This window comes from Streptomyces sp. NBC_00683, from assembly GCF_036226745.1.
Taxonomy (GTDB): Bacteria; Actinomycetota; Actinomycetes; order Streptomycetales; family Streptomycetaceae; genus Streptomyces.
The window spans coordinates 7,557,674-7,583,747 of sequence record NZ_CP109013.1 but is presented as its reverse complement, the minus strand read 5'-3'; the positions used below and the strand labels follow the sequence as shown (position 1 = coordinate 7,583,747).

General features: G+C 70.7%; 20 protein-coding genes and 2 pseudogenes. 15 read left to right on the top strand and 7 right to left on the bottom strand.

The features are described from left to right. The first annotated feature begins 8 nt into the window (after window positions 1-8). The 3 genes from OG257_RS33030 (at window position 9) to mug (ending at window position 2,969) form a co-directional block, all read left to right on the top strand. On the top strand, window positions 9-803 hold the full coding sequence (locus OG257_RS33030; protein ID WP_329213390.1) for an SAM-dependent methyltransferase: 795 nt from the start codon (window positions 9-11) through the stop codon (window positions 801-803). A 129-nt stretch (window positions 804-932) separates the two neighbouring features. Beyond that, a complete protein-coding gene (gene purB / locus OG257_RS33025) occupies window positions 933-2,366 on the top strand; it encodes an adenylosuccinate lyase (RefSeq protein WP_329215476.1) in 1,434 nt (477 codons plus the stop codon). Between the two features lie 18 nt (window positions 2,367-2,384). Further along, window positions 2,385-2,969, top strand: coding sequence for a G/U mismatch-specific DNA glycosylase (gene mug / locus OG257_RS33020; protein ID WP_329213387.1), 585 nt, complete (start codon window positions 2,385-2,387; stop codon window positions 2,967-2,969). Window positions 2,970-3,022: 53 nt separating this feature from the next. On the opposite strand, the gene OG257_RS33015 is transcribed toward mug, so the two are convergent. Beyond that, window positions 3,023-3,760, bottom strand: coding sequence for an ABC transporter permease (locus OG257_RS33015; protein WP_329213384.1), 738 nt, complete (start codon window positions 3,758-3,760; stop codon window positions 3,023-3,025). An 11-nt stretch (window positions 3,761-3,771) separates the two neighbouring features. Further along, window positions 3,772-4,707 carry an ATP-binding cassette domain-containing protein gene (locus tag OG257_RS33010; protein WP_329213382.1) on the bottom strand — a complete coding sequence of 312 codons (936 nt, stop codon included), beginning with the start codon at window positions 4,705-4,707 and terminating at the stop codon, window positions 3,772-3,774. A 107-nt stretch (window positions 4,708-4,814) separates the two neighbouring features. Between OG257_RS33010 and OG257_RS33005 the strand changes: the two genes are divergently transcribed. From OG257_RS33005 to OG257_RS32995, 3 genes are all read left to right on the top strand, one after another. After that, window positions 4,815-5,987, top strand: coding sequence for a sensor histidine kinase (locus tag OG257_RS33005; RefSeq protein ID WP_329213380.1), 1,173 nt, complete (start codon window positions 4,815-4,817; stop codon window positions 5,985-5,987). Window positions 5,988-5,991: 4 nt separating this feature from the next. Next, on the top strand, window positions 5,992-6,642 hold the full coding sequence (locus tag OG257_RS33000) for a response regulator transcription factor (RefSeq protein WP_329213378.1): 651 nt from the start codon (window positions 5,992-5,994) through the stop codon (window positions 6,640-6,642). 101 nt (window positions 6,643-6,743) lie between these two features. Beyond that, window positions 6,744-7,901 carry an ROK family protein gene (locus OG257_RS32995; protein ID WP_329215474.1) on the top strand — a complete coding sequence of 386 codons (1,158 nt, stop codon included), beginning with the start codon at window positions 6,744-6,746 and terminating at the stop codon, window positions 7,899-7,901. 82 nt (window positions 7,902-7,983) lie between these two features. Here the strand turns inward: OG257_RS32995 and OG257_RS32990 are convergent, their stop codons facing one another. Both OG257_RS32990 and OG257_RS32985 read right to left on the bottom strand, forming a co-directional pair. Then, window positions 7,984-8,751 carry a GntR family transcriptional regulator gene (locus OG257_RS32990; RefSeq protein WP_329213376.1) on the bottom strand — a complete coding sequence of 256 codons (768 nt, stop codon included), beginning with the start codon at window positions 8,749-8,751 and terminating at the stop codon, window positions 7,984-7,986. 281 nt (window positions 8,752-9,032) lie between these two features. Then, on the bottom strand, window positions 9,033-9,935 hold the full coding sequence (locus tag OG257_RS32985; RefSeq protein WP_329213373.1) for an RNA polymerase sigma-70 factor: 903 nt from the start codon (window positions 9,933-9,935) through the stop codon (window positions 9,033-9,035). A 176-nt stretch (window positions 9,936-10,111) separates the two neighbouring features. On the opposite strand from OG257_RS32985, the gene OG257_RS32980 reads away from it, so the two are divergent. Continuing rightward, window positions 10,112-10,942, top strand: a complete 831-nt coding sequence (locus tag OG257_RS32980; RefSeq protein WP_329213371.1) for an alpha/beta fold hydrolase — start codon at window positions 10,112-10,114, stop codon at window positions 10,940-10,942. A 609-nt stretch (window positions 10,943-11,551) separates the two neighbouring features. Here OG257_RS32980 and OG257_RS37280 read toward each other — a convergent pair. Then, a pseudogene (locus OG257_RS37280) lies at window positions 11,552-11,917 on the bottom strand (EamA family transporter); the annotation flags it as partial. A 47-nt stretch (window positions 11,918-11,964) separates the two neighbouring features. Here OG257_RS37280 and pdxR point away from each other — a divergent pair. The 5 genes and pseudogenes from pdxR (at window position 11,965) to OG257_RS32950 (ending at window position 20,842) form a co-directional block, all read left to right on the top strand. Beyond that, window positions 11,965-13,422, top strand: a complete 1,458-nt coding sequence (gene pdxR / locus OG257_RS32970; RefSeq protein WP_443054515.1) for a MocR-like pyridoxine biosynthesis transcription factor PdxR — start codon at window positions 11,965-11,967, stop codon at window positions 13,420-13,422. 166 nt (window positions 13,423-13,588) lie between these two features. Continuing rightward, the gene (locus OG257_RS32965; RefSeq protein ID WP_329213369.1) at window positions 13,589-15,184 is read left to right on the top strand and encodes an alkaline phosphatase D family protein; all 1,596 of its coding nucleotides are present in this window, start codon (window positions 13,589-13,591) and stop codon (window positions 15,182-15,184) included. A gap of 73 nt (window positions 15,185-15,257) precedes the next feature. Then, window positions 15,258-16,648, top strand: a pseudogene (locus tag OG257_RS32960) (SWIM zinc finger family protein). Further along, window positions 16,645-19,401 (top strand): DUF6493 family protein, encoded by a 2,757-nt coding sequence (locus OG257_RS32955; protein ID WP_329213367.1) that lies wholly within the window; start codon window positions 16,645-16,647, stop codon window positions 19,399-19,401. The pseudogene OG257_RS32960 and the gene OG257_RS32955 overlap by 4 nt, the downstream one beginning before the upstream one ends. Window positions 19,402-19,432: 31 nt before the next feature. Then, entirely contained in the window at window positions 19,433-20,842 is a 1,410-nt protein-coding gene (locus OG257_RS32950) for a GNAT family N-acetyltransferase (RefSeq protein ID WP_329213365.1), read from the top strand. Here the strand turns inward: OG257_RS32950 and OG257_RS32945 are convergent. Then, complete coding sequence (locus tag OG257_RS32945) at window positions 20,760-21,992, bottom strand: trans-sulfuration enzyme family protein (protein WP_329213363.1); 1,233 nt, start codon at window positions 21,990-21,992, stop codon at window positions 20,760-20,762. The two genes, OG257_RS32950 and OG257_RS32945, sit on opposite strands and share 83 nt — an antisense overlap. Window positions 21,993-22,051: 59 nt before the next feature. On the opposite strand from OG257_RS32945, the gene OG257_RS32940 reads away from it, so the two are divergent. The 3 genes from OG257_RS32940 to OG257_RS32930 all read left to right on the top strand — a co-directional run bounded on the left by OG257_RS32940 (window position 22,052) and on the right by OG257_RS32930 (window position 25,385). After that, the gene (locus tag OG257_RS32940) at window positions 22,052-22,564 is read left to right on the top strand and encodes an Lrp/AsnC family transcriptional regulator (protein WP_329213361.1); all 513 of its coding nucleotides are present in this window, start codon (window positions 22,052-22,054) and stop codon (window positions 22,562-22,564) included. Between the two features lie 68 nt (window positions 22,565-22,632). Next, window positions 22,633-24,318 carry a DUF885 domain-containing protein gene (locus OG257_RS32935; protein WP_329213359.1) on the top strand — a complete coding sequence of 562 codons (1,686 nt, stop codon included), beginning with the start codon at window positions 22,633-22,635 and terminating at the stop codon, window positions 24,316-24,318. 173 nt (window positions 24,319-24,491) lie between these two features. Next, entirely contained in the window at window positions 24,492-25,385 is an 894-nt protein-coding gene (locus tag OG257_RS32930; protein ID WP_329213357.1) for an ATP-grasp domain-containing protein, read from the top strand. A 118-nt stretch (window positions 25,386-25,503) separates the two neighbouring features. Here the strand turns inward: OG257_RS32930 and OG257_RS32925 are convergent, their stop codons facing one another. After that, a complete protein-coding gene (locus OG257_RS32925) occupies window positions 25,504-25,995 on the bottom strand; it encodes a rhodanese-like domain-containing protein (RefSeq protein ID WP_443054590.1) in 492 nt (163 codons plus the stop codon). Between the last annotated feature and the right edge of the window lie 79 nt (window positions 25,996-26,074).

The window sequence follows — 26,074 nt, the reverse complement described above, 5'->3', positions numbered from 1 at the left end:
GATGAACGATGAGTGACGACACCTCGCCGCCTGCGGACCGGATCGACACAGGCACACCGCACTCGGCGCGCGTCTGGAACTACTGGCTGGGCGGCAAGGACAACTACGAGGTGGACCGCCTCCTGGGCGCGGCCATGGAGGAGTCGTACCCGCAGATCATCGACATCGCCCGTGCCTCCCGCCTGTTCCAGGCGCGAGCTGTTCGCTATCTGGCCCAGGAAGCCGGGATACGGCAGTTCCTCGACCTCGGCACCGGCCTGCCGACAGCGAACGCGACGCACGAGGTGGCCCAGGCGGTCGCCCCTTCGGCCCGCATCGTCTACGTGGACCACGACCCCATCGTGCTGGCCCACGCGCGCGCCCTGCTGACCAGCCGGCCCGAGGGCGCCACGGACTACGTGCACGCGGATCTGAGGGACTCCGGGACGGTGCTGCGGGAGGCCGCGAGGACACTGGACCTCCAGCAACCGGTTGCCCTGATGGTGCTCTCGACCCTGGGGCACATCGCGGACGGGGGCGAGGCCGCCGCCCTTCTGCGCAGCTACCTCGACGCGTTCCCCGCCGGAAGTTTCCTGATGCTGTGCGACACGATCGAGACGGAGGAGACCCGGGCGGCGTCCGACGACTACGCCAGCGGTGGCGCCATGCCCTACATCTCACGGCCCAGGGAGATCATGCGCTCCTTCTCGGACGGCCTGGACCTGGTCGAGCCGGGCTTCGGGTCGATCAGCCTGTGGCGCCCGGAGGAGCCCGCCACCGGTGAGCCGGTCGACCAGTGGGGATTCGTGGCCGCGAAGCGGTAGGCCGAAGCGGTAGGGCCCCCCATGACAAGCCTTGGGATCAGGCCGGGCATCGCGTTCGTAGGAAAGCACACACCGGCCCGCGGCGTCGGCCTGCAGAAACCGCCAGTAGAATCTGGACACGTGACTGCTGTGTCTGCGAAGCCTCGCATCCCCAATGTCCTGGCCGGCCGCTATGCCTCTACGGAGCTGGCCGTCCTCTGGTCCCCCGAGCAGAAGGTGAAGCTGGAGCGTCAGCTGTGGCTGGCGGTGCTGCGCGCTCAGAAGGACCTCGGGATCGAGGTGCCCGACGCAGCGCTCGCCGACTACGAGCGGGTGATCGACCAGGTCGACCTGGCCTCGATCGCCGAGCGCGAGAAGGTGACCCGGCACGACGTGAAGGCCCGGATCGAGGAGTTCAACGCCCTCGCCGGCCATGAGCAGGTGCACAAGGGCATGACCTCCCGGGACCTCACCGAGAACGTCGAGCAGTTGCAGATCCGGCTCTCGCTGGAGCTCATGCGCGACCGTACGGTGTCGGTTCTGGCCCGCCTGGGCAAGCTGGCCGCCGAGTACCGTGAGCTGGTCATCGCGGGCCGCTCGCACAATGTCGCCGCACAGGCGACGACGCTCGGCAAGCGTTTCGCGACCGCCGCGGACGAGCTGCTCGTGGCCTACGGACGGCTCGAGGACCTGCTCGACCGGTACCCGCTGCGTGGCATCAAGGGCCCCGTCGGCACGGCCCAGGACATGCTGGACCTGCTGGGCGGCGACGCGGACAAGCTCGCCGACCTGGAGCACCGCATCGCCGGTCACCTCGGCTTCGCGCAGGCCTTCACTTCGGTCGGCCAGGTCTACCCCCGCTCTCTCGACTACGACGTGGTCACCGCGCTGGTCCAGCTGGCCGCCGCACCCTCGTCGGTCGCCAAGACCATCCGGCTGATGGCCGGCCACGAGCTGGTGACCGAAGGCTTCAAGCCGGGTCAGGTCGGCTCGTCGGCCATGCCGCACAAGATGAACACCCGCTCCTGCGAGCGCGTCAACGGCCTGATGGTCATCCTGCGCGGCTACGCGTCGATGACGGGCGAGCTGGCGGGCGATCAGTGGAACGAGGGCGACGTGTCCTGCTCCGTGGTCCGCCGCGTCGCACTGCCGGACGCGTTCTTCGCGTTCGACGGTCTGCTGGAGACCTTCCTGACGGTCCTCGACGAGTTCGGCGCGTTCCCCGCGGTCGTGGCACGTGAGCTGGACCGCTACCTCCCGTTCCTCGCCACCACCAAGGTGCTGATGGGCGCGGTACGGGCAGGAGTCGGCCGTGAGGTCGCCCACGAAGCGATCAAGGAGAACGCTGTCGCATCGGCGCTGGCGATGCGTGAGCAGGGTGCGGAACGCAACGAGCTGCTGGACAAGCTGGCCGCTGACGAGCGCATCCCGCTCGACCGCGGGCAGCTGGACGCCCTGATGGCGGACAAGCTGTCCTTCACCGGCGCGGCCGGCGATCAGGTCGCCGCTCTGGTGGCCCGGATCGAGGAGATCACCAAGCAGCACCCGGAAGCGGCCGGCTACACGCCCGGTTCCATCCTCTGACGGTCCCACCACCGTCGCATGACACCCGAGGAACTCCTGGCCGCCCGCGACCGCATCGTCCCCGATGTGGTCGCGGGTGGTCTGCGTGTGCTGTTCTGCGGCATCAACCCGAGTCTCATGACCGGGGCCACTGGGCACCACTTCGCCCACCCGGGCAATCGGTTCTGGCCCGTTCTGCATCTGTCGGGCTTCACTCCGAGGCAACTGAAACCGTCGGAACAGGACGAGCTGCTCACTCACGGCCTCGGCATCACCAACGTGGTGGCCCGCGCCACGGCACGTGCGGACGAGCTGAGCACCGAGGAATTCCGCGCAGGGGGAGAACTTCTGTCGGCGAAGGTGGAGCAGTTCGGGCCTTCGTGGCTCGCTGTTGTCGGCGTCACCGCCTACCGCACGGCTTTCGGTGAACGCCGAGCGCAGATCGGCCCGCAGGAGCGAACCATCGGCGGCGCCCGTGTCTGGGCCCTGCCCAACCCGAGTGGGCTCAACGCGCACTGGACCGTGAGGACGATGGCGGAGGAATTCGCCCGCCTGCGCACGGCCGTGGGACAGGAGGCATCCGTACCCCCCGCCCCTGGCCGCTGCACCCCTGAGATCCCCTGAGCCCCTGGGCCCTGGGCCCTGGGCCCTGAGCTCCTGAGCCCGTCGGGCGCCGGTCAGGCGTCCCTCTTACGCACCGCCCACCAGCCGGCGAACAGCGCGGCACCGGCCCATGCGGCGGTGACGGCCATCCCCGTCCACGGCCCGAGGCTTCCTTGGGGAGTCTGGTGGAGCACCAACTGCCCTGCCCGGTCCGGAAGATACTGCGCTACGCCGCCCGCGATGTCTCCGACCACGAAGGAGACGATCAGGATGAAGGGGATGAGCAGACTGAGCACGGCAACCGCACTGCGCAGCAGCGCTGTCAGTCCCGCCGCGAACAGCGCCATCAGCGTGAGGTAGATGCCCCCGCCGAACGCCGCACGCAGAGCGCCGGGTTCTCCCAGACCGATTGCGTAGTCGCCCATGAACATCTGCCCCACGAGGAACGTGGCGAAGCTGGTGATCATGCCTACGGCGAGAGCGAGCCCGCCGACCACGGACATCTTGGCTGCGTAGAAGAGACCTCGGCGTGGAACGGCCGACAGCGATATCCGCAGGGCTCCGTTCAGGAACTCGGAGGACAGGGCGGTCGCACCGAAACTGATGGCGGCGATCTGGCCGAAGTTCAGGGCGTAGAAGGCGTCGAAGACCGGCTCGGCGTTGGCGTTGTCCGCCTCCGCCTGTCCGACCGTGGCGAACGCGAGCACGGTGATGGCGAGGGTGGCGGCGAAGACCGCTATCAGGGATCCGGACACGGACCGCACCGACTTGATCTTGATCCACTCGGAGTGGAGAACAGCAGTTGTCGACATCGTCACGACGGTCAGACCTCCTGGCGGGCGGTGGATGATGTGGGGGCGGCGAATTCCGTTTCGGCCGCGGTGAGGTCGAGATATGCCTGTTCCAGGGTGGCCTGCTCGTCGATGAGCTCAAGGATGGGGATTCCTTCGAAGGCGGCCACGGCACCGATTTCCTCCGCCTTGACTCCCTCCACCGTCCAGCGGCCGTCGTCTCCCTGCTCCGGCTCGTAGCCCTTGCGGATCAGCACATCCCTCAGTCGCGTGGATTCGGTTGTCCGGAGACGTACGCGCGGACGGCTCCGCGAGTCGAGGAACTCCTGCATCGGCAGATCGACGAGGAGCCGGCCACGGCCGAGGACCACCAGGTGGTCGGCGAAGGAAGAGGTCTCGTTCATCAAGTGGCTGGAGACGAGGACTGTGCGGCCCTCGCGGGCCAGCCGCCGCATCAGCTCACGGATCCAGATGATGCCTTCCGGGTCCAGTCCGTTCGACGGTTCGTCCAGCATCACCACCTCCGGATCTCCGAGCAGTGCCGCAGCAATACCGAGACGCTGGCGCATGCCGAGCGAGAACGTCTTGATCCGCTTTCCGCCGACTGTGCCGAGACCGGCTTCCTCGAGCACCTTCTCGACCCGGCTGCCGGCTATGCCGTTGCTCGCGGCGAGCGCCAGCAGGTGGTTGCGCGCGGTCCGCGAGCCGTGCGCCGCCTGCGCATCGAGCAGTGCGCCGACGCGGCGCAGCGGGTTGCCGAGCGAGGCGTAGGGCTGTCCGCCGATCGTGGCGGAACCACCCGTGGCCCGGTCCAGGCCGAGGACGAGTCGCATGGTGGTGGACTTCCCGGCGCCGTTCGGACCGAGAAATCCCGTCACCCGGCCCGGCCGCACGCTGAACGTGAGGTGGTCCACGGCGCGGGTGGGTCCGTAGTCCTTCGTGAGCTCGTGAACGTCGATGCTGGTCATGACCCCAGACTGGCCGCCGGCCACGGTGCATGGCCTCCCCCGCCCGAGTGGACCTTCTCCCTCTCACGGGGGAGCCTCCGACCGCTCGGCACTGGCACGATGGCAGCATGCGCCGCCTCCTCAGACCGTTGGCAGTCCCCGCCACCTACAGCCGATGGCTTCACCTGCTCATCCCGTCCGCGGTCGTCAGCGTGTGGCTGTTCATTTCCCCGGACAGGCCGTGGGTTCCCTTCGTCCTCGCGATTCCCGTGGGGCTGATTCCCGCGATGCGTCTCGCCGAAGGAGTGCAGGCTCAGCTGCTCCTCACACCGCAGGAGCGCGGCCGCCCGGACGCCGCGATCTCCATTGCGCCCGCGGCGACATGGGCGGACCGCTGGCGCACCGCGGTCTGGCTGGAGGCACGGCTGCTGTTCGCGACCGCGGCCACCTTCGCAACGGTCTGGCTGCCTGCCACGACGGTCGACCTCGTCAGCGCCTCGTTCGGGACCCCGCTGAGCGGTGACTGGCTGGTCCGTGGCATCGAGCCGGGCTGGTGGTTCGCGCTGCTCGCTCCCCTGCCGATCCTGCTGCTGCTCGGGCTGGTCGTCGTGCTCGGCCACCTGGTCACAGCTGTTGCCCGCAGGTTGCTCGGCCCGTCACCCGTTGAGCGGATGACCGCCCTGGAGGAGCGCACCGAGCAGTTGCTCGAGCGCAACCGCATAGCCCGCGAGCTCCATGATTCGATCGGGCACGCGCTGACGGTCGCGGTGGTGCAGGCGGGGGCTGCTCGGACTGCGCGCGACCCCGAGTTCACCGACCGGGCACTCGCCGCCATCGAGGAGACCGGCCGCAGCGCGCTGGACGACCTGGAGCGCGTCCTGCGAGTACTGCGGGAATCGGACACCCCCGTCAGCCGGCGGCCCACGCTGCTCGAGGCCGACAGGCTCCTGGACTCGGCCCGCGGCGCCGGGGCGACGATCAAAGCGAATGTGTCGGGGCCGCTGGGTCTGGTCCCCGACCCCGTGTCCCGCGAGGGTTACCGAATTCTTCAGGAGTCACTCACCAACGTGCTGCGTCACGCCGGCCCCGTACCCGTCCGGGTGAGGCTCGCGGTGATGGACGGGTGGCTGGAGCTCGAGGTGGCCAATCCGCTCGACGGATCATCGAAGGTGCGGGGCGGCGGAAGCGGCCTGCGGGGCATACGGGAGCGAGCCTCCCTGCTCGGCGGAAAGGCCAAGACGGGCCCGTACGAAGGAGAGTGGATGGTGCACGCGAGCCTCCCGCTGGACCACATACGCTGACCGGATGCCGGTTACCGTACTTCTGGTCGACGACGAGCCCCTCGTACGCACGGGACTGCGTGCGGTCCTCGAGGCGCAGCCCGATATCACCGTGGTGGGTGAGGCGGCCGATGGTGCCGCGGTGATCCCCCTCGTGCGTCAACTGCGCCCCGATGTCGTGGCGATGGACGTCCGTATGCCTTTGATGGACGGGATCGAGGCGACCCGGCTGGTGCTGCGCACGGTTGCCGATCCGCCGAAGATCCTCGTGGTGACGACCTTCGAGAACGACGAGTACGTGTACGAGGCGCTGCGTGCCGGTGCGGACGGGTTCCTCCTCAAGCGCGCCAGGCCTGCGGAGATCGTGCACGCGGTGCGGTTGGTGGCGGAGGGGGAGTCGCTGCTGTTCCCCGCTGCGGTCCGCCGGCTCGCGGCGGAGTACGGAACGAGCAAGGCGCGGGCGGCGATGGACCGTGCGGCTCTCACCGACCGTGAGGCCGCGGTGCTCCGGTTGATGGCACGGGGCCTGTCCAACTCGGAGATCGCCGCGAAGCTCACGGTCGGGGTGGAGACGGTGAAGAGCCATGTCAGCGCGGTTCTGGCGAAGTTGGGCGCCAGGGACCGTACCCAGGCGGTGATCGCCGCCTACGAGTCCGGCTTCGTGGCCCCGGGCTGACTCAGGTCACCTCTCGGTACCGGCTTCCGGAGCCGGTCGCCGCAGCCTGGGTCAGCGAGTACGATCCGGCAGACATGCGCACGACCTGGGAGGACACAACCGTGGGCCGGCTGACCGGTGGGGACCCGTCTCTGCTCCGGCGGATCAATTCCGCGGTGGTGCTGCACGCCCTGCGGGGGGCCCAGTCACCCACCCTCACGGACCTGACGCGACTCACGGGGCTGTCCCGTCCTACCGTCGAGGGAGTCGTCGAGGGCCTCTTCGAGGCAGGTCTGGTCGTCGAGGCCTCGCCTGACGAGAGCGAGACACGGCGGCAGGGGCGGCCTGCCAGGCGGTTCCGGTTCCGTGCCGAGGCCGGGTACTTGCTGGGTGTCGAGATCGGCTCCCACCGGGTCTCCGCGCTGCTGTCCGGGCTGGACGGAAGAATCGTGGGCGCGGGCTCGCGCGAGGTCTCCGAGACCGCTTGCGCGGATGACAGGATCGATCAGGTCAGGGCCGTGATCGCCGATGTACTGCGGCGTACCGGAGTGGCGCGGAGCAGTCTGCGAGCGGTCGGGGTGGGCAGCCCAGGAATTGTCGAGGCCGACGGGACCGTGCGGCTGGGCACCGCCCTGCCGGACTGGACCGGCCTGGCGCTCGGCGAGAAGCTGCGGCGCTCCTTCCGGTGCCCTGTGCTGGTGGAGAACGACGCCAATGCCGCGGCGGTGGCCGAGCACTGGAAGGGTGCGGCAACCGAGTCCGATGACATCGTCTTCGTTCTCGCGGGCTTGAGCCCCGGGGCGGGTTCGCTGATCGGCGGGCGGCTGCACCGCGGATTCGGCGGGGCGGCCGGCGAGATCGGCGCGCTGCACCTGCTGGGCCGGGATGTCACCCCGGAGCATCTCCTCTCGACGACCGACACCCCGCTGGACCCGCTGGACGAGCACGCCGTGGCCGCCGTCTTCTCGAAGGCCAAGCACGGGGATGCAGGCGCGCAGGCCGCTGTCGAGCGGTTCATCCAGCGTCTGGTTCACGACGTCGCGGCCCTGGTGCTGGCGCTGGATCCGGAGCTCGTGGTCATCGGCGGCTGGGCCGCCGGCCTGGACGGTGTCCTCGACCCGCTCCGGGACGAGCTGGCCCGCTACTGTCTGCGGCCGCCCAAGGTGACCCTGTCGCTGCTGGGCGAGGCGGCCGTGGCCACCGGCGCCCTGCGGCTCGCGCTGGACCATGTCGAGGAGCAGCTCTTCGCGGTGGAGGCAACGGTGACGGCCCGCCGCTGACTGCGACGGGCCGCACGTTGGCCATGGCACGAGCGAACGGCCGGCCTCGGGTGCCGGGGACAGGAACCGCGGCGCCCTCAGGTCAGGAAGCCTGCCGTTCCTGCTCGTCGTGGCTGATCTCCAGCGCCCCCGAGTCCCCGAAGGTCAGGCGGCAGGTGTCCGCCCGGTACGTGGCGACAGATACGGCCGCTGTACCGGAGGCGGCGAAGTAGCGTGTCGTGACCACGAGAACCGGGGCGCCCGGAAGCCGGTCGAGCTCCTTGGCGTCGTCCGCGCGGGCCGAGCCGAGCTCGACCGAGCGGTCCTGGCCGTCGAGGCCGAGTCGGTGCAGCTCGCGCAGGACGCTGCGGGCCCGGGTGGGCCCGGACGGCGCTTCGATCGCGGAGAGTTCGGGTACGGACGACGAGGGGACGTACAGGAGCTCCGCCGCCACCGACTGCCCATGGGTGACACGGATGCGGCGCACCACGTGCACGGGTTCCTCGGCGTCGCACTCCAGCACGGCGGCAACCGCGGCGGGAGCCGTCGCGACGGTGCATTCGACGGGCTGCCAGGCCTCGTCCGAGCCCCCGCCCGCCCAGTCGTGCTGTGCGGCAGCGACGGCCACACCGACGCGAGGCGGAGCGACAGTCGTGCCGACACCCCGGCGTCGCTGCAGTCTGCCTTCGAGTTCGAGCTGCTCCAGAGCCTGTCGGAGCGTGGCCCTGGCGACTCCGAAACGCGCCGCGAGGTCACGCTCGTTGGGCAGGATCTCTCCTACCGCAAAGTCCGAGTCGAGTGCCTCACTGAGCACGGTCTTGAGGTGCCAGTACTTCGGCTCCTGTACCGATTCCAGCTGCGTGGTCCCCACCCTGTCCTCCGCATTCGCCCGGCGTCTTTCCGCGACGTTATTTATTAAAGGTCCCTGTCTTAACATGGAGACCTTAGGGCGGCGTACCACCTTGGTCAAGACCAATCCTCACCCCGTAACAGAGCGAAACGATCCACTGCCGCAGAGCGTTCACAGGACGTTCGCGGAGCGGTGGGCAGTACGCAGCACTGAGCCCCACGTCCGAAGAGGCTCGTGGGGCTCGTTGGGGCTCACGGGTTCGCAGGTGCCGCGAGAAGGGCCGAGGCGAGGAAAGCGGACGGTTATCCGCGAGCGGCCGCCCAATTCACGGACAATCCGGAAAGTTTGTCTGGATTACGAACGATATAGACACATTGAATGAATCCCTCTTCGACGTCCAGCTGGAAGACCGTGTCCACATTTCCGTCGATGAACAACGCCACGGCCGGACCACCGTTGAGCTCGACGATCCGCGCCTCCATTTCCACGGACATGTCCCGCCCGACAGCGAAGAGGAAGCGGCTGACCTTGTCAGCGGTCTCGATGATCCGCCGCGGCGCCTTCGACTTGCCCCCGCTGTCGCTGACCAGCCGCACATCGGGCGCCAACAGGTCGAGCAGCTTCTCGAAGTCGCCACCCGACGCGGCGGACAGGAACCGCTCGGTGAGATCACGGCGTACGGCCGGATCCACGTCGTAACGCGGCTTGCGCTCCTCCACGTGCCTCTTGGCCCGTCCGGCGAGCTGGCGAACCGCAGCCTCGGTCCGGTCGAGGGTGACCGCGATCTCGGCGTAGGGGAATCCGAAGGCCTCGCGGAGGACGAACACCGCGCGCTCCAACGGCGAGAGCGACTCGAGGACGACCAGCACGGCGAGGGACACGGAGTCGGCGAGGACCGCCTGTTCCGCGGTGTCGGGGACGGAAGGCCCGAACTCGGTGACGACTGGCTCGGGCAGCCACGGCCCCACGTACGCCTCGCGCCTGGACTGCAGGTGGCGCAGCCGGTCGATGGCGAGCCTGGTGGTGATGCGTACGAGGAAGGCCCTCGGTTCCCGCACGTCCTCGCGTCCCGCCGACGACCAGCGGAGCCACGCCTCCTGCACCACGTCCTCGGCGTCGGCGATGCGGCCGAGCATGCGGTAGGCGACCCCGGTGAGGACGGGCCGGCTTTCTTCGAAGAGATCGGTCGCGGTGTCGGCAGTCACTTCCCCATCCCAGCGGACACGTCAGACGCTGTCCAGCAAGAACAGCAGGAACAGCAGGAACAGCAGGAATCGGGCGCACCTATTGAACTACAAGCTACCGGGCGGTAATCATTGCTGACGAGGGGCCTGTCCACTCATCCCCCGCCCGCCCGGGGACGGATCACCTGAGGAGCAGCATGGCCACCACGGTCTCGTTCGTAGTCGATTCGGCCCTCGGCCGGCACACCGTGTCCATGGCGTACGAACGAACCGGGTCCGGCGAGCCGTTGCTTCTGCTCCACGGCATCGGTCACCACCGTCAGGCCTGGGACCCGGTCGTACGGATCCTGGCCGCCGAGCGGGATGTCATAGCCGTGGACCTGCCCGGGTTCGGGGACTCACCGGCGCTGCCGGACGGCCTCCCCTACGACCTGGACACCGTGGTCCCTGTGCTCGCCGCCTTCTGCGAGGCGATCGGGGTGGAGCGTCCGCACGTCGCGGGGAACTCCCTCGGAGGGCTCCTGGCGCTGGAGCTGGGCCGCGAGAAGCTCGTATCCTCGGTGACGGCTCTGTCCCCGGCCGGGTTCTGGACGGAGGGTGAGCGCCGCTACGCCTTCGGGGTGCTGCGCACGATGCGCCGCGGTGCGCTGACGATGCCGATGCCCGTGATCGAGCGGCTTTCGCGGAGCTCGGCCGGCCGTGCGGCGCTGACCAGCACCATCTACGCACGGCCCGGCCGCCGTTCACCCGATGCCGTCGTGTCGGAGACGGTCGCTCTGCGCGGGGCGACGGGCTTCCACCAGACTCTTGCCGCCGGCCGGGGCCTCGCCTTCACCGACGACGTGCCGGATCTTCCGGTCACCATCGCCTGGGGCAACCGGGACCGTCTGCTGCTGCGCCGGCAGGGAGTCCGGGCCAAGAGCCTCATCCCCGGCGCCCGGCTCGTACGGCTCCCCGACTGCGGTCATGTTCCGATGAACGACGACCCCGCCCCCGTGGCGCGCGTCATCCTCGACACGAGCCGCTGAACGCCCGGCGCGCAGTGCCGCTGCAGCCGTGGCCCCAGTCCCGGAACGGCCCGCACCGCTTGCTGCAGCGCCAGCTCTCCCGGCTGCAGGAAGGCGGCGCCTCAGGACGCCCGAGCCGAGGGCCACACCCGCGCCCACCAGGAGGCTGCCCGCACCCTGCGCGATGCCGTACGCCCCCGCACCGACGACAGGCGCGGTGAGTGCGGCCGAGACCGGGATCAGTCCGGAGAAGAGCGTGGCGCGCTCGGCACCGATACGCCGCATACCGCTGTACCAGCAGACGAATCCGATCACCGTGACGACGGCTGCCTGCCACAACAGGGCCAGCGCCTCCCCTGCCGTGGGCACCCGTACGAACCCTGCCCCGTCCAGCAGTACGCCGAGCAGCGCCGATTCCACTGCGGCGACGGCACAGACGGTCGCCGACAGCAGCTTCGGGCCCAGGGGACGCAGCACCGGCACGGCCAGTACCGCGAAGCCGACCTCACCGGCGAGCGCGCCCGTCGAGCAGAGGATGCCCGCCAGGTCGGTCCGGCCCCAGCCCTGGACGGTGAACGCCCCGGCGGCGACGAAGCCGGCCGCGTACAGGACGGTCCGCGAGGGACGGCGGCCTTCCAGCGCAGGAACCATGACCCCCACGACGATGGGTGCGCAGCCGACGAACACGCCCGGAACAGCCGGCTCCGCCGAGCGTTCGGCGGCCAGCACCGCCAGGTTGAAGCCGACCATGCCAATGGCCGCGAGGGCCGCGAGGCGGCCCCACTGACGGCCTGTGAGGGTACGCAGAGGGGCGAGCCCCGACCTGCCGCCGCTGTGCAGGAGCGGGAGCAGCAGCAGTGCGGCGAGGCCGTACCTCAGTGCCTGCCCGCCAGCGTACGGGTAGTCGCCGAGGAGGCTGTTCGCGGTGAAGGAGGCACCGACCAGGGTGCAGGCGAAGGCAGCGAGGAGGGCGCCGCGCAGATCGGTAGCGTTCATGGAACCGACGCTAGGTTCGGGCACGGTCCGGTTTAAGGTCCACTTCCATGACGTCTTCGGAGACCAATTCGCGACCCGACCCGGGCGTTCAGGAAGAGCCGCCCATCGCTACCGCCGCCTGGGAGCTGTTGGTTCCCGCCGTCTCCGCGCCAGCCCGCCAGCGCGGGCGGGCTCTGCAGTCGGCGCTGCGCGAGGCCGTGCGTTCGGGCCGGCTCGCGGCCGGGACCAGACTTCCGGCAAGCCGTGAACTCGCTGCCGACCTCGGGGTGTCGCGCGGTCTGGTGACGGAGGCGTACGAGCAGCTCACGGCCGAGAGTTATCTGCGCAGCGGCCGAGGCGCGGGCACCTGGGTGAGCGGCGGGGTGCGGCCGGCCGCCCACGGGGCGCGTGACCTGGCGCCGCGTGCGCCGGGCGTACGGGTGGACTTCCGCCCGGGCACCCCCGACCTCTCCCTCTTCCCGCGGAGCGCATGGGGCGCCGCCCACCGCGCGGTCCTCGGCCGGTTGCCGCACAGTGCCCTCGGCTACCCGGACCCGCGCGGACTTCCGGAGCTGCGCGAGGCACTGGCCGCCCTGCTGACGCGGCGCCGCGGGGTGGTGGCCGATCCCGAGCGGCTGGTGGTGTGTTCGGGGGTGGCGCAGGCGACGACGCTGCTCGGGTTCGTGCTGCGGGCGCGCGGCGCCTCGGCGGTCGGCGTCGAGGACCCGGGGAGCCCGGAGCACGCCACGCTGTTCGCCTCGGCCGGGCTCGGGACGGTACCGCTTCCGCTGGACGACGAGGGACTCGCTGTGGCACCGCTGCTGCGCTCCGGCGTGCGCGCTCTCGTCACGACCCCGGCGCATCAGTTCCCCACCGGGATCGCCTACTCCGCCGAGCGGCGCAGCGGACTCCTCGACTGGGCCCGCAGCTCCTCGGCCGTGATCATGGAGGACGACTACGACGGCGACTTCCGCTACGACAGGGCGCCGGTCGGGGCGCTCCAGGGACTGGACCCGGAGCATGTCGTGTACACCGGCTCGGTGAGCAAGTCGCTGGCGCCGGGACTGCGACTGGGCTGGCTGATCGCCCCCGCGTCGATGACCGACGAGATCGTCGACCGCAAGCGCACCATGGACCTCGGCAATCCCGCCATCGACCAGGCCGTCCTCGCGGACTTCGTCACCCGCGGCGGCTACGACCGTCACCTGCGCCGCTGCCAGCGCGCCTACCGGGAGCGCCGGGACGCCATGACCGCTGCGCTGGCGGAACACTTTCCCGGGGCCGAGGTCAGCGGGATCGCCGCGGGGCTGCACATCATCGCCCGTCTGCCCGAACGCTGCGGGGCCCGGACGGACATCCTGGTCCGGGCGGCGGCGGCCGGGATCGCCCTTCGCCCCCTGAGCGACTACGGGACGGCCGGCGCCGAGGACCCCGCGGTCCGTCTGGTGCTCGGCTACGCGCATCTGGCCCCGTCCGACATCGCGCACGGGATCCGTCTGCTGGCCCACGGGCTCAAGGCGTCCTAGGCAAGGGACGGGCAGCATGTTCCGTCCCGGGGAAGGAACAGGCCGCCTGTTCATCTGGGGTTGGCGTTCCGGCTGCCGCCAGGCACTAGGCATGAGTCGGCAACCAGCCATGCGTGCACAGCCGTTCCGGCAGGCCGCCCGCCCCGTCGCCCCTGGAGGCAACTCGATGTCGAACCGTCCTCGCGTACCGGCCCCGGGCCGTCGCACCGTGCTGCGCGGCTCGCTGCTGGCCTCGGCCGCGGTCGCCGTTCCCACGACCCTGGCCGCCGCTCCCGCCTTCGCGCTCTCGGGCAGGCCGAGCGCGACATGGGGTGTGCAGGTGGGCGATGTGACGGCGTCGTCGGCGCTGGTCTGGGTGCGTTCGGACCGTCCGGCCCGGATGCTGGTCGAGACGTCGGCCACCGAGTCCTTCCGCAGGGCCCGCAGATGGCACGGTCCGCTGATCGGGCCCCGAACGGACTTCACGGGCACGACCCCCCTGTACGGTCTGCCCGCCGGCGAGCAGGTGCACTACCGGGTGACGCTCGCGGACCCGCACGACCCGCGCCGTACGGGCAAGCCGGTGTACGGAACCTTCCGCACCGCCCCCGCCAGGCGCCGCGAGGGGGTGCGCTTCCTGTGGTCCGGTGACATAGCGGGCCAGGGGTGGGGCATCAACCCCGACATCGGCGGCTACGTGGTGTACGAGGAAATGCGGCGCCTCGACCCGGACTTCTTCCTGTGCAGCGGCGACAACATCTACGCGGACGGCGTGCTCGAACCGAGCGTGGCACTGCCCGACGGCCGGACCTGGCGCAACATCACGACCCAGGAGAAGTCGAAGGTCGCCGAGACCCTCGACGAGTACCGCGGCAACTTCCGGTACAACCTGCTGGACGACAACCTGCGCGCGTTCAACGCGCAGGTTCCTTCCGTGATCCAGTGGGACGACCACGAGGTCCGGAACAACTGGTATCCCGGTCAGATCCTCGACGACGTGCGCTACACGGAGAAGAACGTGGACCTCCTGGCCGCCCGCTCGATGCGTGCGTTCCGTGAGTACTTCCCCGCGTCGGCCCTGCACGGCTCCTCCGCGAACGGTTCGTCCAGGGAAGGGCGCATACACCGCGTCGTGCGGCACGGTCCCCTGCTCGATCTGTTCGTCCTGGACATGCGGTCCTTCCGCAACGCCAACTCCCCCGGCCGCCGGCCCGATGACACCACCGGCATCCTCGGCGCCGAGCAGCTGAGCTGGCTCAAGCGCGAACTCGCGCAGTCGCGCGCGGTGTGGAAGGTGATCGCCGCGGACATGCCGCTGGGCCTGGTCGTCCCCGACGGAGCCACGGACTACGAGGCAGTCGCCCAGGGTGATCCCGGCGCACCGCTGGGACGCGAGCTGCAGATCGCCGAGCTGCTGCGGTACATCAAGCACCGGCGGATCACGGGCACGGTCTGGCTGACCGCCGATGTGCACTACACCAGCGCCCAGCACTACTCACCCGAGCGGGCGGCGTTCAAGGACTTCGCACCCTTCTGGGAGTTCGTCTCGGGCCCGCTGGCCGCAGGCGGCTTCCCCGCCAACGCGCTCGACGGCACGTTCGGCCCCGAGCGGGTCTTCGTCCGGGCGCCGGACCGGGCGAACGTGTCGCCCATGGAGTCCCCGCAGTTCTTCGGAGAGGTCGACATCGACGGCGGGAGCGGGGAACTGACGGTGCGGCTCCGGGCGCAGGGCGGCACGGTTCTGTTCACGAAGGTGCTGCAGCCGGGGCGTACGGGGCAGTGAGCGGGCGTCGGTGAGGACCGGCCCCGGGTTCGTGTCCGGGGCCGTTGTCAGTGGCGGGTCCTACGGTTTTCCCATGACCCGATCCGTTCAGGCCCTGGCCTACTCACGCCCGTCCGTCCTGGAGTCCTCGCAGGCCGGGCAGTTGCTCGGACTGGAGACCGCAGGCGGTCTCACGCCGCGCGGCACCGAGGCGCACCCCCGGTTCTTCTCCGGATTCCTCACGTCGCCGAGGATCGCCGCGCGGGGGCTCCTGGCCGTCGCCGATGTGGCGTCCGCCCGCTACTACCAGCGGATGCTGCCGTCGTCCCTCGACCCGGTGGTCACGGGCAACGGCGACCGGCTGCGCTTCGAGTCGTTCTCCGGCTGCTGCGGGGTGTACGCGCGCCTCGATGTGCTGCAGGACGGCCTCGACGGGGCGGAGACGGGGCACGGGACGACGAACGTGGATGTCAACCACCCCTTGCGTGAGGCGCTTTCGCGGATAACCACGGACGATCCGCTGCATCTGCGGGTCGGGCCCGACGAGATGGCGGTGACCACCATGGACGGCCCCGTGGTGGAGAAGAAGGTGCCGCTGCCGGGCCGCTGGCTGCGCGGTTTCGCCGAGGCCCAGGTGGTGTCCGCCGGTTTCGATCTGAGGGCCGAGCTTCCGGCGGCGGAGGCTGTCCGGTTCCTCCGTTCGCTGCCGCGCTCCTCGGGGAACGCCTCGCGGGGAGCCCAGTGGGTCGTGCCCGCCGGGAAGACCCTGCGGCCGACGACCCGCCCCGTGACGGGCGCGGTCTGTCTGCCTGGTCCGGAGCGACTTGTCGCGCTGCAGCGGGTGTTGCGGCATGCGACGGCTCTGCGGATCTACGGTCCGGTGGCCGACGGTGCGGCGACGGCGAGTGCCTGGGAGGTGGTGCTGCCGGGCATGCGGCTGACACTGACCCTGTCGCCCGACGCGTCCCGCGGATTCTCCGGTGAGGGAGGAGTGCTGGAGGCACTGGCCACGGACGATGCAGCGGCGGATGCCGAACTGGTGTCCGTATTGTGGCGTGGGAGCCCAGGATCGAACCCGCCGATCTGGCCGAGCAGTCGGGGCTGACGGTGGAACGGATCCGGGCGGCGCTCACCCGGTTGGGCACGGCCGGGCGCGTGGGGTACGACCTCGCGAACGCGGCTTACTTCCACCGGGAGCTTCCGTACGACGCGCGCCGCGCCGAGCGGCACAATCCTCGTCTGGTCGCGGCACGGCAGCTGGCCGGTTCGGGAGCGGTCGTCGTCGACGGTGAGCTGGCGGCCGTCTCCTCCGGCGAACGCCGTTATCAGGTACGGGAGAGGGACGGAGTGCTGAGCTGCACCTGCCAGTGGTGGGCGGACTACCGAGGACGCCGCGGCCCCTGCAAACACGCCTTGGCGGTCCGTATGGTCCGCCGCGGTGCCACGGTCGCCGGCGGCATCCCGGTCGCGGGCGGTGTGCGATGAAGGAGCTCCTCACGGCCGTCCGGGAAGGCCGCAAGCAGGCCGTGCCCGAACTCGTGGCCGGACTCGACCGCGCGGGACGCAAGGCGGCCCTCGCCGAGTTGAAGTCCATGCGCAAGGAGGCCCGGGGCTGGGACTGGCAGCAGCGGGCAGCCGTCCAGAACACGCTGCTGGTGGCGGGCGCGGGGTGTCACACCGGCGCTGCGGCCTGCGCGGCCTGGATCGGCGGCAGAGACCTGCGCGACTGGTCGAGCACTCCGTACCCCTTGGTCCTGAAGGTCCTCGCGGACCGTGATCCGGCCTGGCTCGGCGACCTCGCCCATCGGCTGGCCGCACGTCCGTCGATGGCCTCGACGGACGCCGACTACCGGTTCGTCGCCGAACTGGTCCGCATCGCGCAGTGCCCGATGCCGGTCACGGACACCATCGTGGAGGCCTGGCTGTCGTACGTCGGTTCCAGCAGGTGGCACGGCAACGAGCGGAACCCCCTGATCGAGATCCTGCGCGCCGATCCGCATCTCACGGCCATGGTGCCGAGGCTGTTCGAGGGGTCCGAGCCGCCGTCCGCTCTGTACTGGTACGACGATCCGGACTCCGGCGATCATTGGCCGGCCGCACTGGCGACGCTGGCTGCCGAAGGGGTGCTGGACCGTGCCGTGCTGGTCGACGGGGCCGTGAAGCGGCTGCTGCGCGGAGGGAAGCCGGGGAGTCTGAGGTTCTACCTGGCCGTGGTGCGTGAGCTCGGCCTGACCGAGGAGGAGGAGAATGCGCGTGTCCCGGACTGGTCGGGGATGGCCGGGGACGGCATTCCGATCGTCGCGGGCCATGCGCAGGAGGTCCTCTCCCGGCTGGACGCCCGCGGGGAGCTGACCACGCGTGTGCTCGCCGAGGTCTCGGGCTCGGTGCTGTTCCGCACGGAGAAGAAGCTGGTGCGGACCCAGTTGATACTGATCGGCAAGGCGCTCCGCCGGGACGCGTCCACCGCCGATGAGCTGCTTCCGGTCGTCGCCGAGGCCTTCGGGCACGAGGACATGGACGTCCAGGAGCGGGCCCTGAAACTGACGGCACGTCATCTCCGCGCGGCCGGTGAGGCCGTGCGTGAGGATCTCGCCGTTGCCGCGGCGCAGCTGGGACCGATGCACCGGGCTGCCGCCCACGAGGTGTTCGGGGACCTGCTGGACGAGGGCCCCGCGGAGGAGCCCTACGAGGAGACCCTGCCCCCGGTGCCTGCCGCGCGTCTCCTCGGACCGGCTCCGGGGACGGTGGCCGAGCTCGTCGAGGAGGTGGCCGCCCTCGTGAACTCCGGCTCGCGGGAGGTCGGTTCGTTCGAGCGCGCGCTCGACGGGCTGATCCGTCACGCCCGGACCGACCGTGCCGCGCTGACGGAGGCACTGCGCGAGGCCATGGCCGGACAATGGTGGCTCGATGACCTTCGCGAGGAGCAGGTGGACCGGTGGTTCACCAGGAATCCCGGCGGTCTCGATCTTGTCGCGGCATCGCTGCTCGGCCGGATCTCGTTCCGGTCCGTGCACGACGGACGCAACCGCTGGACGGCAGCAGGCACCTGCCCGCATGCCGCGCTGGACGGGGTGATGTACGCGAGGCTGTGGGAGGCGGCCGCCTTCGCGGCAACGGGTCAGGTGCCGTTCCTGCTGGCCACGCCGACCTGGCACACCGGTTCGCTGGACGCCGACGAGCTCGTGGAGAGGCTGCGTGCCTACCGTCGGCTCGGCGTCCGGCCGGGGCCCGCCGACTTCGCGCAGGCGCTGCTTCGCGTGCGAAGGACCGACAGCCTGCGGGCAGCGGCCGACGCCGCCCTGCTCGGCACGGCGGAGGGCGACCGGCTCGCCTCGTGGCTGCGGGCGGACACACCGGTCGCACCCGTACTGCGGCACGGGTCCGACAGCCACCGTCCGACCCCCGGTACCTGGTGGCAGCGGTCCGCCACCGGGACCCGGCGGGTGCTGCTCGCCACGAAGGAACGCCTCGACATCCAGCAGGAGTTCCCACGCGCGTTCCACTGGCTGGGCCGTCCGCACTACCCCGATCAGAGCCCCTGCTACCACTGGGCCGCCGCCCGCTCGGAGCACTGGCTCGCGGCCCTCCCCGAGGACGGCGAGGCGCTCGCGGCCTGGCTGATACCCACCCTCATGCACGGCGCCGACGACGGCCCGGACGGCGGGGCCTGGGTCCTGCCGGGACTCGCCGAGGCGGGTGGACCTGCCGCCGACGCCATTCATCTCGCCCTGGCGTACGGGCTGGGGGCACGCCATCCGGAGGACCGCCTCTCGGCGGTGGACACCCTCCTCGTACTCGCCGCGCAGGGGCGCCTGGACCCGGGACTGCTCGGCCGGGAGCTTGCCATTCTCGTCGACCACGATCTCGTGAAGCCGAACCGGCTCGCGGACTCGGCCCGTACAGCCGCCGCCACGGGCGCGTACCGGACGGTCCTCACGGTGCTCACGGCAGCGCTGCCGAGCCTGCTGGCCTACGAGAAGGCGCCGCACGGGCTGGGCGACATCCTGGCCGTGGCGGCCGCGTGCGCGGAACGCTGCGGACCGGTGGCCCCGGAGCCGATCGCCGGCCTCGCCGCGACCGCCGGCCGGCGGGGCTCCTCGCAGCTGGTGCGGCAGGCCGCCCGGCTGCTGGCGGCGTCCGGACCCGGGTACGGCGGGGAGCCCGTCGACGGGGACAGCCAAAAGGTACTGATAGGCGCCAGATCCACACGTAACCCATCAGTCACAATGCGTTCGTGATCAGGCAACACCGTTCGGTCACAGTGAGGACATGACTGATGTGACATCCGCAAAGAGTGCCCGCCGCCCCCACCACTGGCGGCGGGACCTGATCGAGCTGGCCGCCCTCTTCACAGCGGTTGCGGTGGCCGACGCGATCGCCAATCTGATCGGGCACACCCCCGACGGCCCGTACCTGCTGGTCGCTTCGGCCGTGGCCCTCGCGGCCACGGCCGCGTTCCACACATGGTGGGCACGACGCCACAGCCACGCCCCGCCGCCGCCGGAGACCGATACGGACACCGGCGGCGCGGACGGCGCGCTCGCGTCCTCCGGCGTGGAGGAGGACCTGGAGACGGTGCTGTGGCGGATGCGGACGACGGTGCGGGACACCCCCGGCACCCTCGCCGCCCTCTGCATCGCCCTTGCCCGGCACCGGATCGACATTCTCACGCTGCAGACGCACCCGCTGGCGGAGGGCACGGTCGACGAGTTCCTGCTGCGGGCGCCCGCAGCGCTGCCGGCTCAGCAGCTCACCCGGGAGATCTCCGCAGCGGGTGGGTCCGCCACCTGGATCGAGCGCGCGGACGCCCACGACCTGGTGGATGCGCCCACCAGGGTCCTCGGCCTCGCGACCCGCACCGCTCTGGACGCGGCGGAGCTCCCTCTCGCGCTGCGCCAGCTGCTCGGCCGTTGCACCATCCATTCGCTCCCGGCCCTGTCGATCACGGGGCGGCCCACCGGGGAGAGTGCTCCCGTGGAGGGAGTTCTGGAGGAGACCGTGATGAGGCTTCGCGACCCCTCCGGCGGCGTCATCACCGTCGAACGGCCCTACCTTCCGTTCACCCCGACCGAATTCGCCAGGGCCCGTGCGCTGGTGGAGCTCGATGCCCGTCTCGGGCCGCGCGTCCCGCGCAGCGAGGACGTCCTCACCCTTCCCGAGGGCAACGAGATCACGGTGCGCCGCGCGGACCGCAGCGACCTCGCTGCCGCCCGCGCCATGCACGACCGCTGCTCCGACCGCACCCTCGGTCTGCGGTACCACGGCCCGGTGCGGGACGCCGACCGCTATCTGGACCACCTGCTGAGCCCGCGTTTCGGCCGGACCCTCGCCGTTCAGACGGCTTCCGGCAGGCTGGTCGCACTCGGCCACCTGCTCTGGGACGGGGACGAGACCGAGGTCGCTCTGATGGTCGAGGACGACTGGCAGCGCAGGGGCATCGGCTCCGAACTCCTGGGCCGGCTGGTGGCCCTGGCCGTCGAGGCGGGCTGCGAGAGCGTGTACGCCGTCACCCAGGCGCACAACACGGGCATGGTCGCGGCCATGCGTGCGCTCTCGCTGCCCCTCGACTACCAGATCGAAGAAGGAACCCTCGTCATCACAGCCCGGCTGGGTGCGACTCCAGTCCTGCCGGCCGCCCCGCACGGGCAGGCCGAGCAGACACCGCAGACCCGTCGCTGAGCGCCTGACACAGATCGGCCCAGAGGTCCTCGACGTCCTCCAGGCCGACGGACATCCGCAGCAGCCGGTCACCGACGCCCGAAGCCTGCCGGTCTCCCTCATCCACAATGCGGTGGCTGATGGAGGCCGGATGCTGGATCAGGGTGTCGACGCTGCCGAGGCTCACGGCGGGCGTGATGAGCCCGACTCCCGCGATCACCCGGTGCGGATCCCCGTACACCTCGAACGAGACCATCGCCCCGCCCAGCTTCGGGTAGTGCACCCGCGCGATGCGGGGGTCGGCGGAGAGCCGGCGGGTGAGTTCGGCGGCGCTCGCCGACGCGGCCCTGACCCGCACCGACAGTGTGGAGAGGCCGCGCAGCAGCAGATAGCCGGCCAGCGGGTGCAGCACGCCACCGGTGGCGAACCGCACCTGCCGGAGCTTCGCCGCGAACTCCTCGTCGCACGCCACGACCCCGCCCATGACATCGCCGTGGCCGCCGAGGTACTTGGTCGCGCTGTGCAGCACGACCCGGGCACCGTGCTCCACCGGACGCTGCAGTACGGGTGTCGCGAAGGTGTTGTCGACGAGCAGCGGCACGGAACCGCAGGAGTGCGCCACCGCCCGGATGTCGATCTCGGCCAGCGTCGGGTTGGCCGGGGTCTCGACCATCACCAGCCCGGTGTCCGGGCGGATCGCGTCGGCGATGCCCGCCGGATCGGTCCAGGTCACCTCGGTCCCGAGCAGCCCGGCGCCGAGGAGGTGGTCACTGCATCCGTACAACGGCCGGACGGCGACGACATGGCGCAGCCCCATGCTCGCGCGGGCCAGCAGCACGGCGGTGAGCGCCGCCATTCCGCTGGCGAAGGCCACAGCGCTCTCGGTCCCCTCCAGACGGGCCAGTGCCGTCTCGAAGCGGGCGGTCGTCGGATTGTCCAGCCGGGCGTAGACGGGCGGCCCGTCCGGCCTGGCTCCGGTGGCGGCGAAGGCATCGATCCGCTCGGCCTCACCCCGTGAGTCGTACGAGGGGTAGGTGGTGGACAGATCGATGGGCGCGGCGTGCAGTCCGAGAGAGGCGAGATCGTCGCGTCCGGCGTGCACGGCTTCGGTGGCGAGCGCCCTGGGCCGGAGGGGGGCCGGGGATGTCAGCGAGGAGGCTTCGGTGTCCATGTCACTACTCTGAACACTGAACGGCCTAATGAGCGAGAATCCCGTGTTACGTTCGCCCGATGGCTGAATCTGTCGCTCTGGACCCGGTGGATCTGCATATTCTGCGATTGCTGCAGAACGATGCACGGATGACGTACCGGGAGCTGGCCGCCGAAGTCGGGGTGGCGCCGTCCACCTGCCTGGACAGGGTGGCACGGCTGCGCCGCTCCGGCGTCATCCTCGGGCACCAGCTGCGGCTCGATCCTGCGCGGCTCGGCCGGGGCCTCGAGGCGCTGCTCCTGGTGCAGGTCCGGCCGCACCGCAGGGAACTCATCGGACCGTTCGTCGAGCGGATCCGCGCACTGCCCGAGTCCCGCGCGCTCTTCCACCTCACCGGGCCCGACGACTATCTCGTCCATGTGGCCGTCGCCGGCACGGCGGACCTGCAGCGGCTGGTCCTGGACGAGTTCACCTCGCAACGTGAGGTGGCGCGGGTGGAGACGCGGCTGATCTTCCAGCAGTGGGAGTGCGGTCCGCTGCTGCCGCCCGCCGCAGGCCCGAACGAGACGCACCCCGACTCCACAACGCCGTAAGGGATCTCCACGGGGACCGAAGTCCTATCCGGGTGACGCAGAGCCCTCCGCCGTATGAGGATGTCCACATGTCAGACACATCGAGCAGCACGCTGCCGCGCCAGGTCGCCGACGCCTACGTCGACGCGTTCATCGAACTCGACCCGATCACCGGTACCTACCTCGGTGTCGCGGAAAGCTCTCGCCGGCTGCCCGATTTCTCTCCGGCCGGGCAGGAAGCCGCTGCCGAGCTGATCCGCCGCACCCTGGTGGAGCTCGACGCCGCCGAGCAGGCGCCGGGCGCGGACACCGACGCCGAGCAGCGCTGCGCGCGGCTGCTGCGCGAGCGCCTGACGGCCGAACTCGCCATCCACGAGACCGAGGAGGGCCTGCGGACCATCTCCAACATCCACTCACCGGCGCACAGCCTGCGGGACGTCTTCACGGCGACGCCGACCGCGACGGACGAGGACTGGGCGGCGGTCGTGGACCGACTGCTCGCGGTCCCCGCGGCCTTGGAGGGATACCGCGCCTCGCTCGCGCTCGGTCTCGATCGCAAGCTGTACGCGGGCCCGCGCCCGACGGCCACGTTCATCGAGCAACTGGGTACCTGGGCCGGGGAGAACGGCACCGGGTTCTTCGAGGACTTCGTGGCCCCGGGGCCGGAGTCGCTGCGCGCGGAACTGGACGACGCCGCACGCCGGGCGACCGAGGGGCTCCTCGCACTGCGCGGGTGGCTGAGGGAGGTCTACGCACCCGCGATCGAGGGTTCCCCCGACACGGTCGGCCGTGAGCGCTACGCACGTTGGGCGCGCCAGTACAACGGCACGGACCTCGATCTCGACGAGGCGTACGCGTACGGCTGGTCCGAGTACCACCGGCTGCTGGCCGAGATGAGGACCGAGGCCGACAAGATCCTTCCGGGCGCCGGCCCCTGGGAGGCTCTCGCCCATCTCGATGTGCACGGCAAGCACATCGAGGGTGTGGACGAGGTCCGCGTGTGGCTGCAGGGGCTGATGGACGAAGCCATCGACGCGCTCGACGGAACCCACTTCGAACTCGCCGAGCGGGTAAGGAAGGTGGAGTCCCGGATCGCTCCGGCGGGAGGCGCCGCCGCTCCGTACTACACGGGTCCTTCCGAGGACTTCTCCCGGCCCGGCCGCACCTGGCTCCCCACCATGGGCGAGACGCGTTTCCCCGTGTACGACCTGGTGTCCACCTGGTACCACGAGGGAGTACCGGGCCACCATCTGCAGATCGCCCAGTGGACCCACGTCGCCGACAGCCTCTCCCGCTATCAGGCGTCGATCGGCCATGTCAGTGCCAACGCCGAGGGCTGGGCGCTGTATGCGGAGCGGCTGATGGACGAGCTGGGCTTCCTGCCCGACGCCGAGCGGCGGCTCGGATACCTGGACGCGCAGATGATGCGTGCCTGCCGGGTGATCGTGGACATCGGCATGCACCTGGAGCTGGAGATCCCCGCGGACTCGCCGTTCCACCCGGGTGAGCGGTGGACACCGGAACTGGCCCAGGAGTTCTTCGGCAGCCACAGTGGCCGGCCTGCCGATTTCGTGGAGAGCGAGCTGACCCGCTACCTGTCGATGCCGGGGCAGGCCATCGGGTACAAGCTGGGCGAGCGCGCCTGGCTGCTGGGCAGGGAGAACGCACGCAAGGCCCACGGTGACGCGTTCGACCTCAAGGCCTGGCACATGGCGGCACTCTCGCAGGGTTCGCTCGGCCTGGACGATCTGGTGGACGAGCTGTCCAGGATCTGACGCCGGGGCGTACGTCCTGGATCTGTTCCACGGATCGGGTTCCGCGTCCCGATCCGCGCGGCCGACGGGGCCGGTGGAATCACCGGCCCTGTCCGCCCGCGACACCTCCGCCCGTGCACGCTCCCTTCGGCTTCCGCCGAAGTCCCGAGTGAAAGATCGAGAACGGTTTCCGCATGCCGCCGACCGGTTTCCTGTTCTGCTCCGACCCCCTGCGCACCGGACGTCCGGACCCCCAGTTCGCCCAGGAGGCTGCCGCTGCCCGCAGGGCGGGTGCGCGGGTCGTCCTGGTCGACCACGACGCGCTGCTCGCCGGGGACCCGGAAGCGTGCGTCGGTCGGGTCCCGCGGGACTCGGGGCCGTTGTGGTACCGCGGCTGGATGATTCCGCCGGAACGGTACGAGGAACTGGAGGGTGCGCTGGCAGGGCGTGGCTGCTCGCTCCTCACGGATGCCGCCGCGTACCGCACCGCGCATGAACTGCCCGGCTGGTACAGGACATTCGCCGGTCTCACACCGCACAGCGTCTGGTGCGCGCTGCCCTCCGGCGCCGCCGCCTCCGCCGGCACGGAGTTCTGGTCACACCTCGCCGGGCCTCTCGGCTCCGGGGCGGGGATCGTGAAGGACTTCGTGAAGTCCCGCAAGCACGAGTGGGACGAGGCCTGCTTCGTACCGGAGTTGTCGGACGGGCTTCGGCTCGCCTCGGTCGTCGGCCGGTTCGTCGAGCTGCAGGGCGACTTCCTCGCCGGTGGTGTGGTCCTGCGGGCGTACGAGTCGTTCGTTCCGGGCGGTGAGGCCCGGGTGTGGTGGGTGGACGGTGAGGCCGTGCTGGTGACCGCCCACCCCGACACGCCCGCTCAGGTGCCCTCGCCGGGCCTCGATGCCGTCGGCGAGGCGGTACGCGGCCTCGACTGCCGTTGGGTGACGACGGACATGGCCCTGCGGGACGACGGGGCGTGGCGGGTGGTGGAGGTCGGCGACGGGCAGGTCAGCGGACTGCCTGCCGGCCACGACGGCGAGGACGTGTTCGCGGCCCTCCTCGACGCCGCGGGCAGGTCCCGCAGGCGCTGACCGGCACGTGTAGCGGGCTGACCGGCACGCCTCGCGAGCTGATCCGGCCGGCCCCGAGGGCGCTGCGGCCGGTCTCCCGGCGGGCAGCAGCGGTGGCCGCCGGCGAGGGGCGGTGCGGTCAGCAGCCGCAGTCGTCGGCATCGGCCGGTGCCGTGAGCGGGTCCGCGGTGCGCCGCTCCAGGCCCTGCCAGGTCTCGAACTCGAAGCCCTCGCGTGCCCAGTACTCGAATCCGCCGAGCATCTCCTTGACCTGGTAGCCGAGTTCGGCGAGGGCCAGGGCGGCGCGGGTCGCACCGTTGCAGCCGGGGCCCCAGCAGTAGGTGACCACCGGTACAGCCGGGTCGAGGAGTGCCGGTGCCTGCTCCGCGATGAGTGCGGTGGGCAGGTGCACCGCGCCGGGCACGTGTCCCTGGTCCCAGGAGGCGGTGGACCGGGAGTCCAGCACGACGAAGCCCGGGTCGCCGCCCGTCGCCAGTACCGCGGCGACGTCGGAGACGTCGGCGTGGAAGGCCAGCGAGGCGCCGAAGTACGCGGCAGCGGCTGCGGGGGTCGCCGGCGCCACGCGCAGGACGGGGTTGTCCGTAGGGGTGAGCTGTGAGGTCATGTCCAGAAATCTACGGTCGGTGATCGCCTGCCGGAAGTAATGATCCCCGGCACATCGCTTGATCTGCCGGGGATTGCCCTGTTGT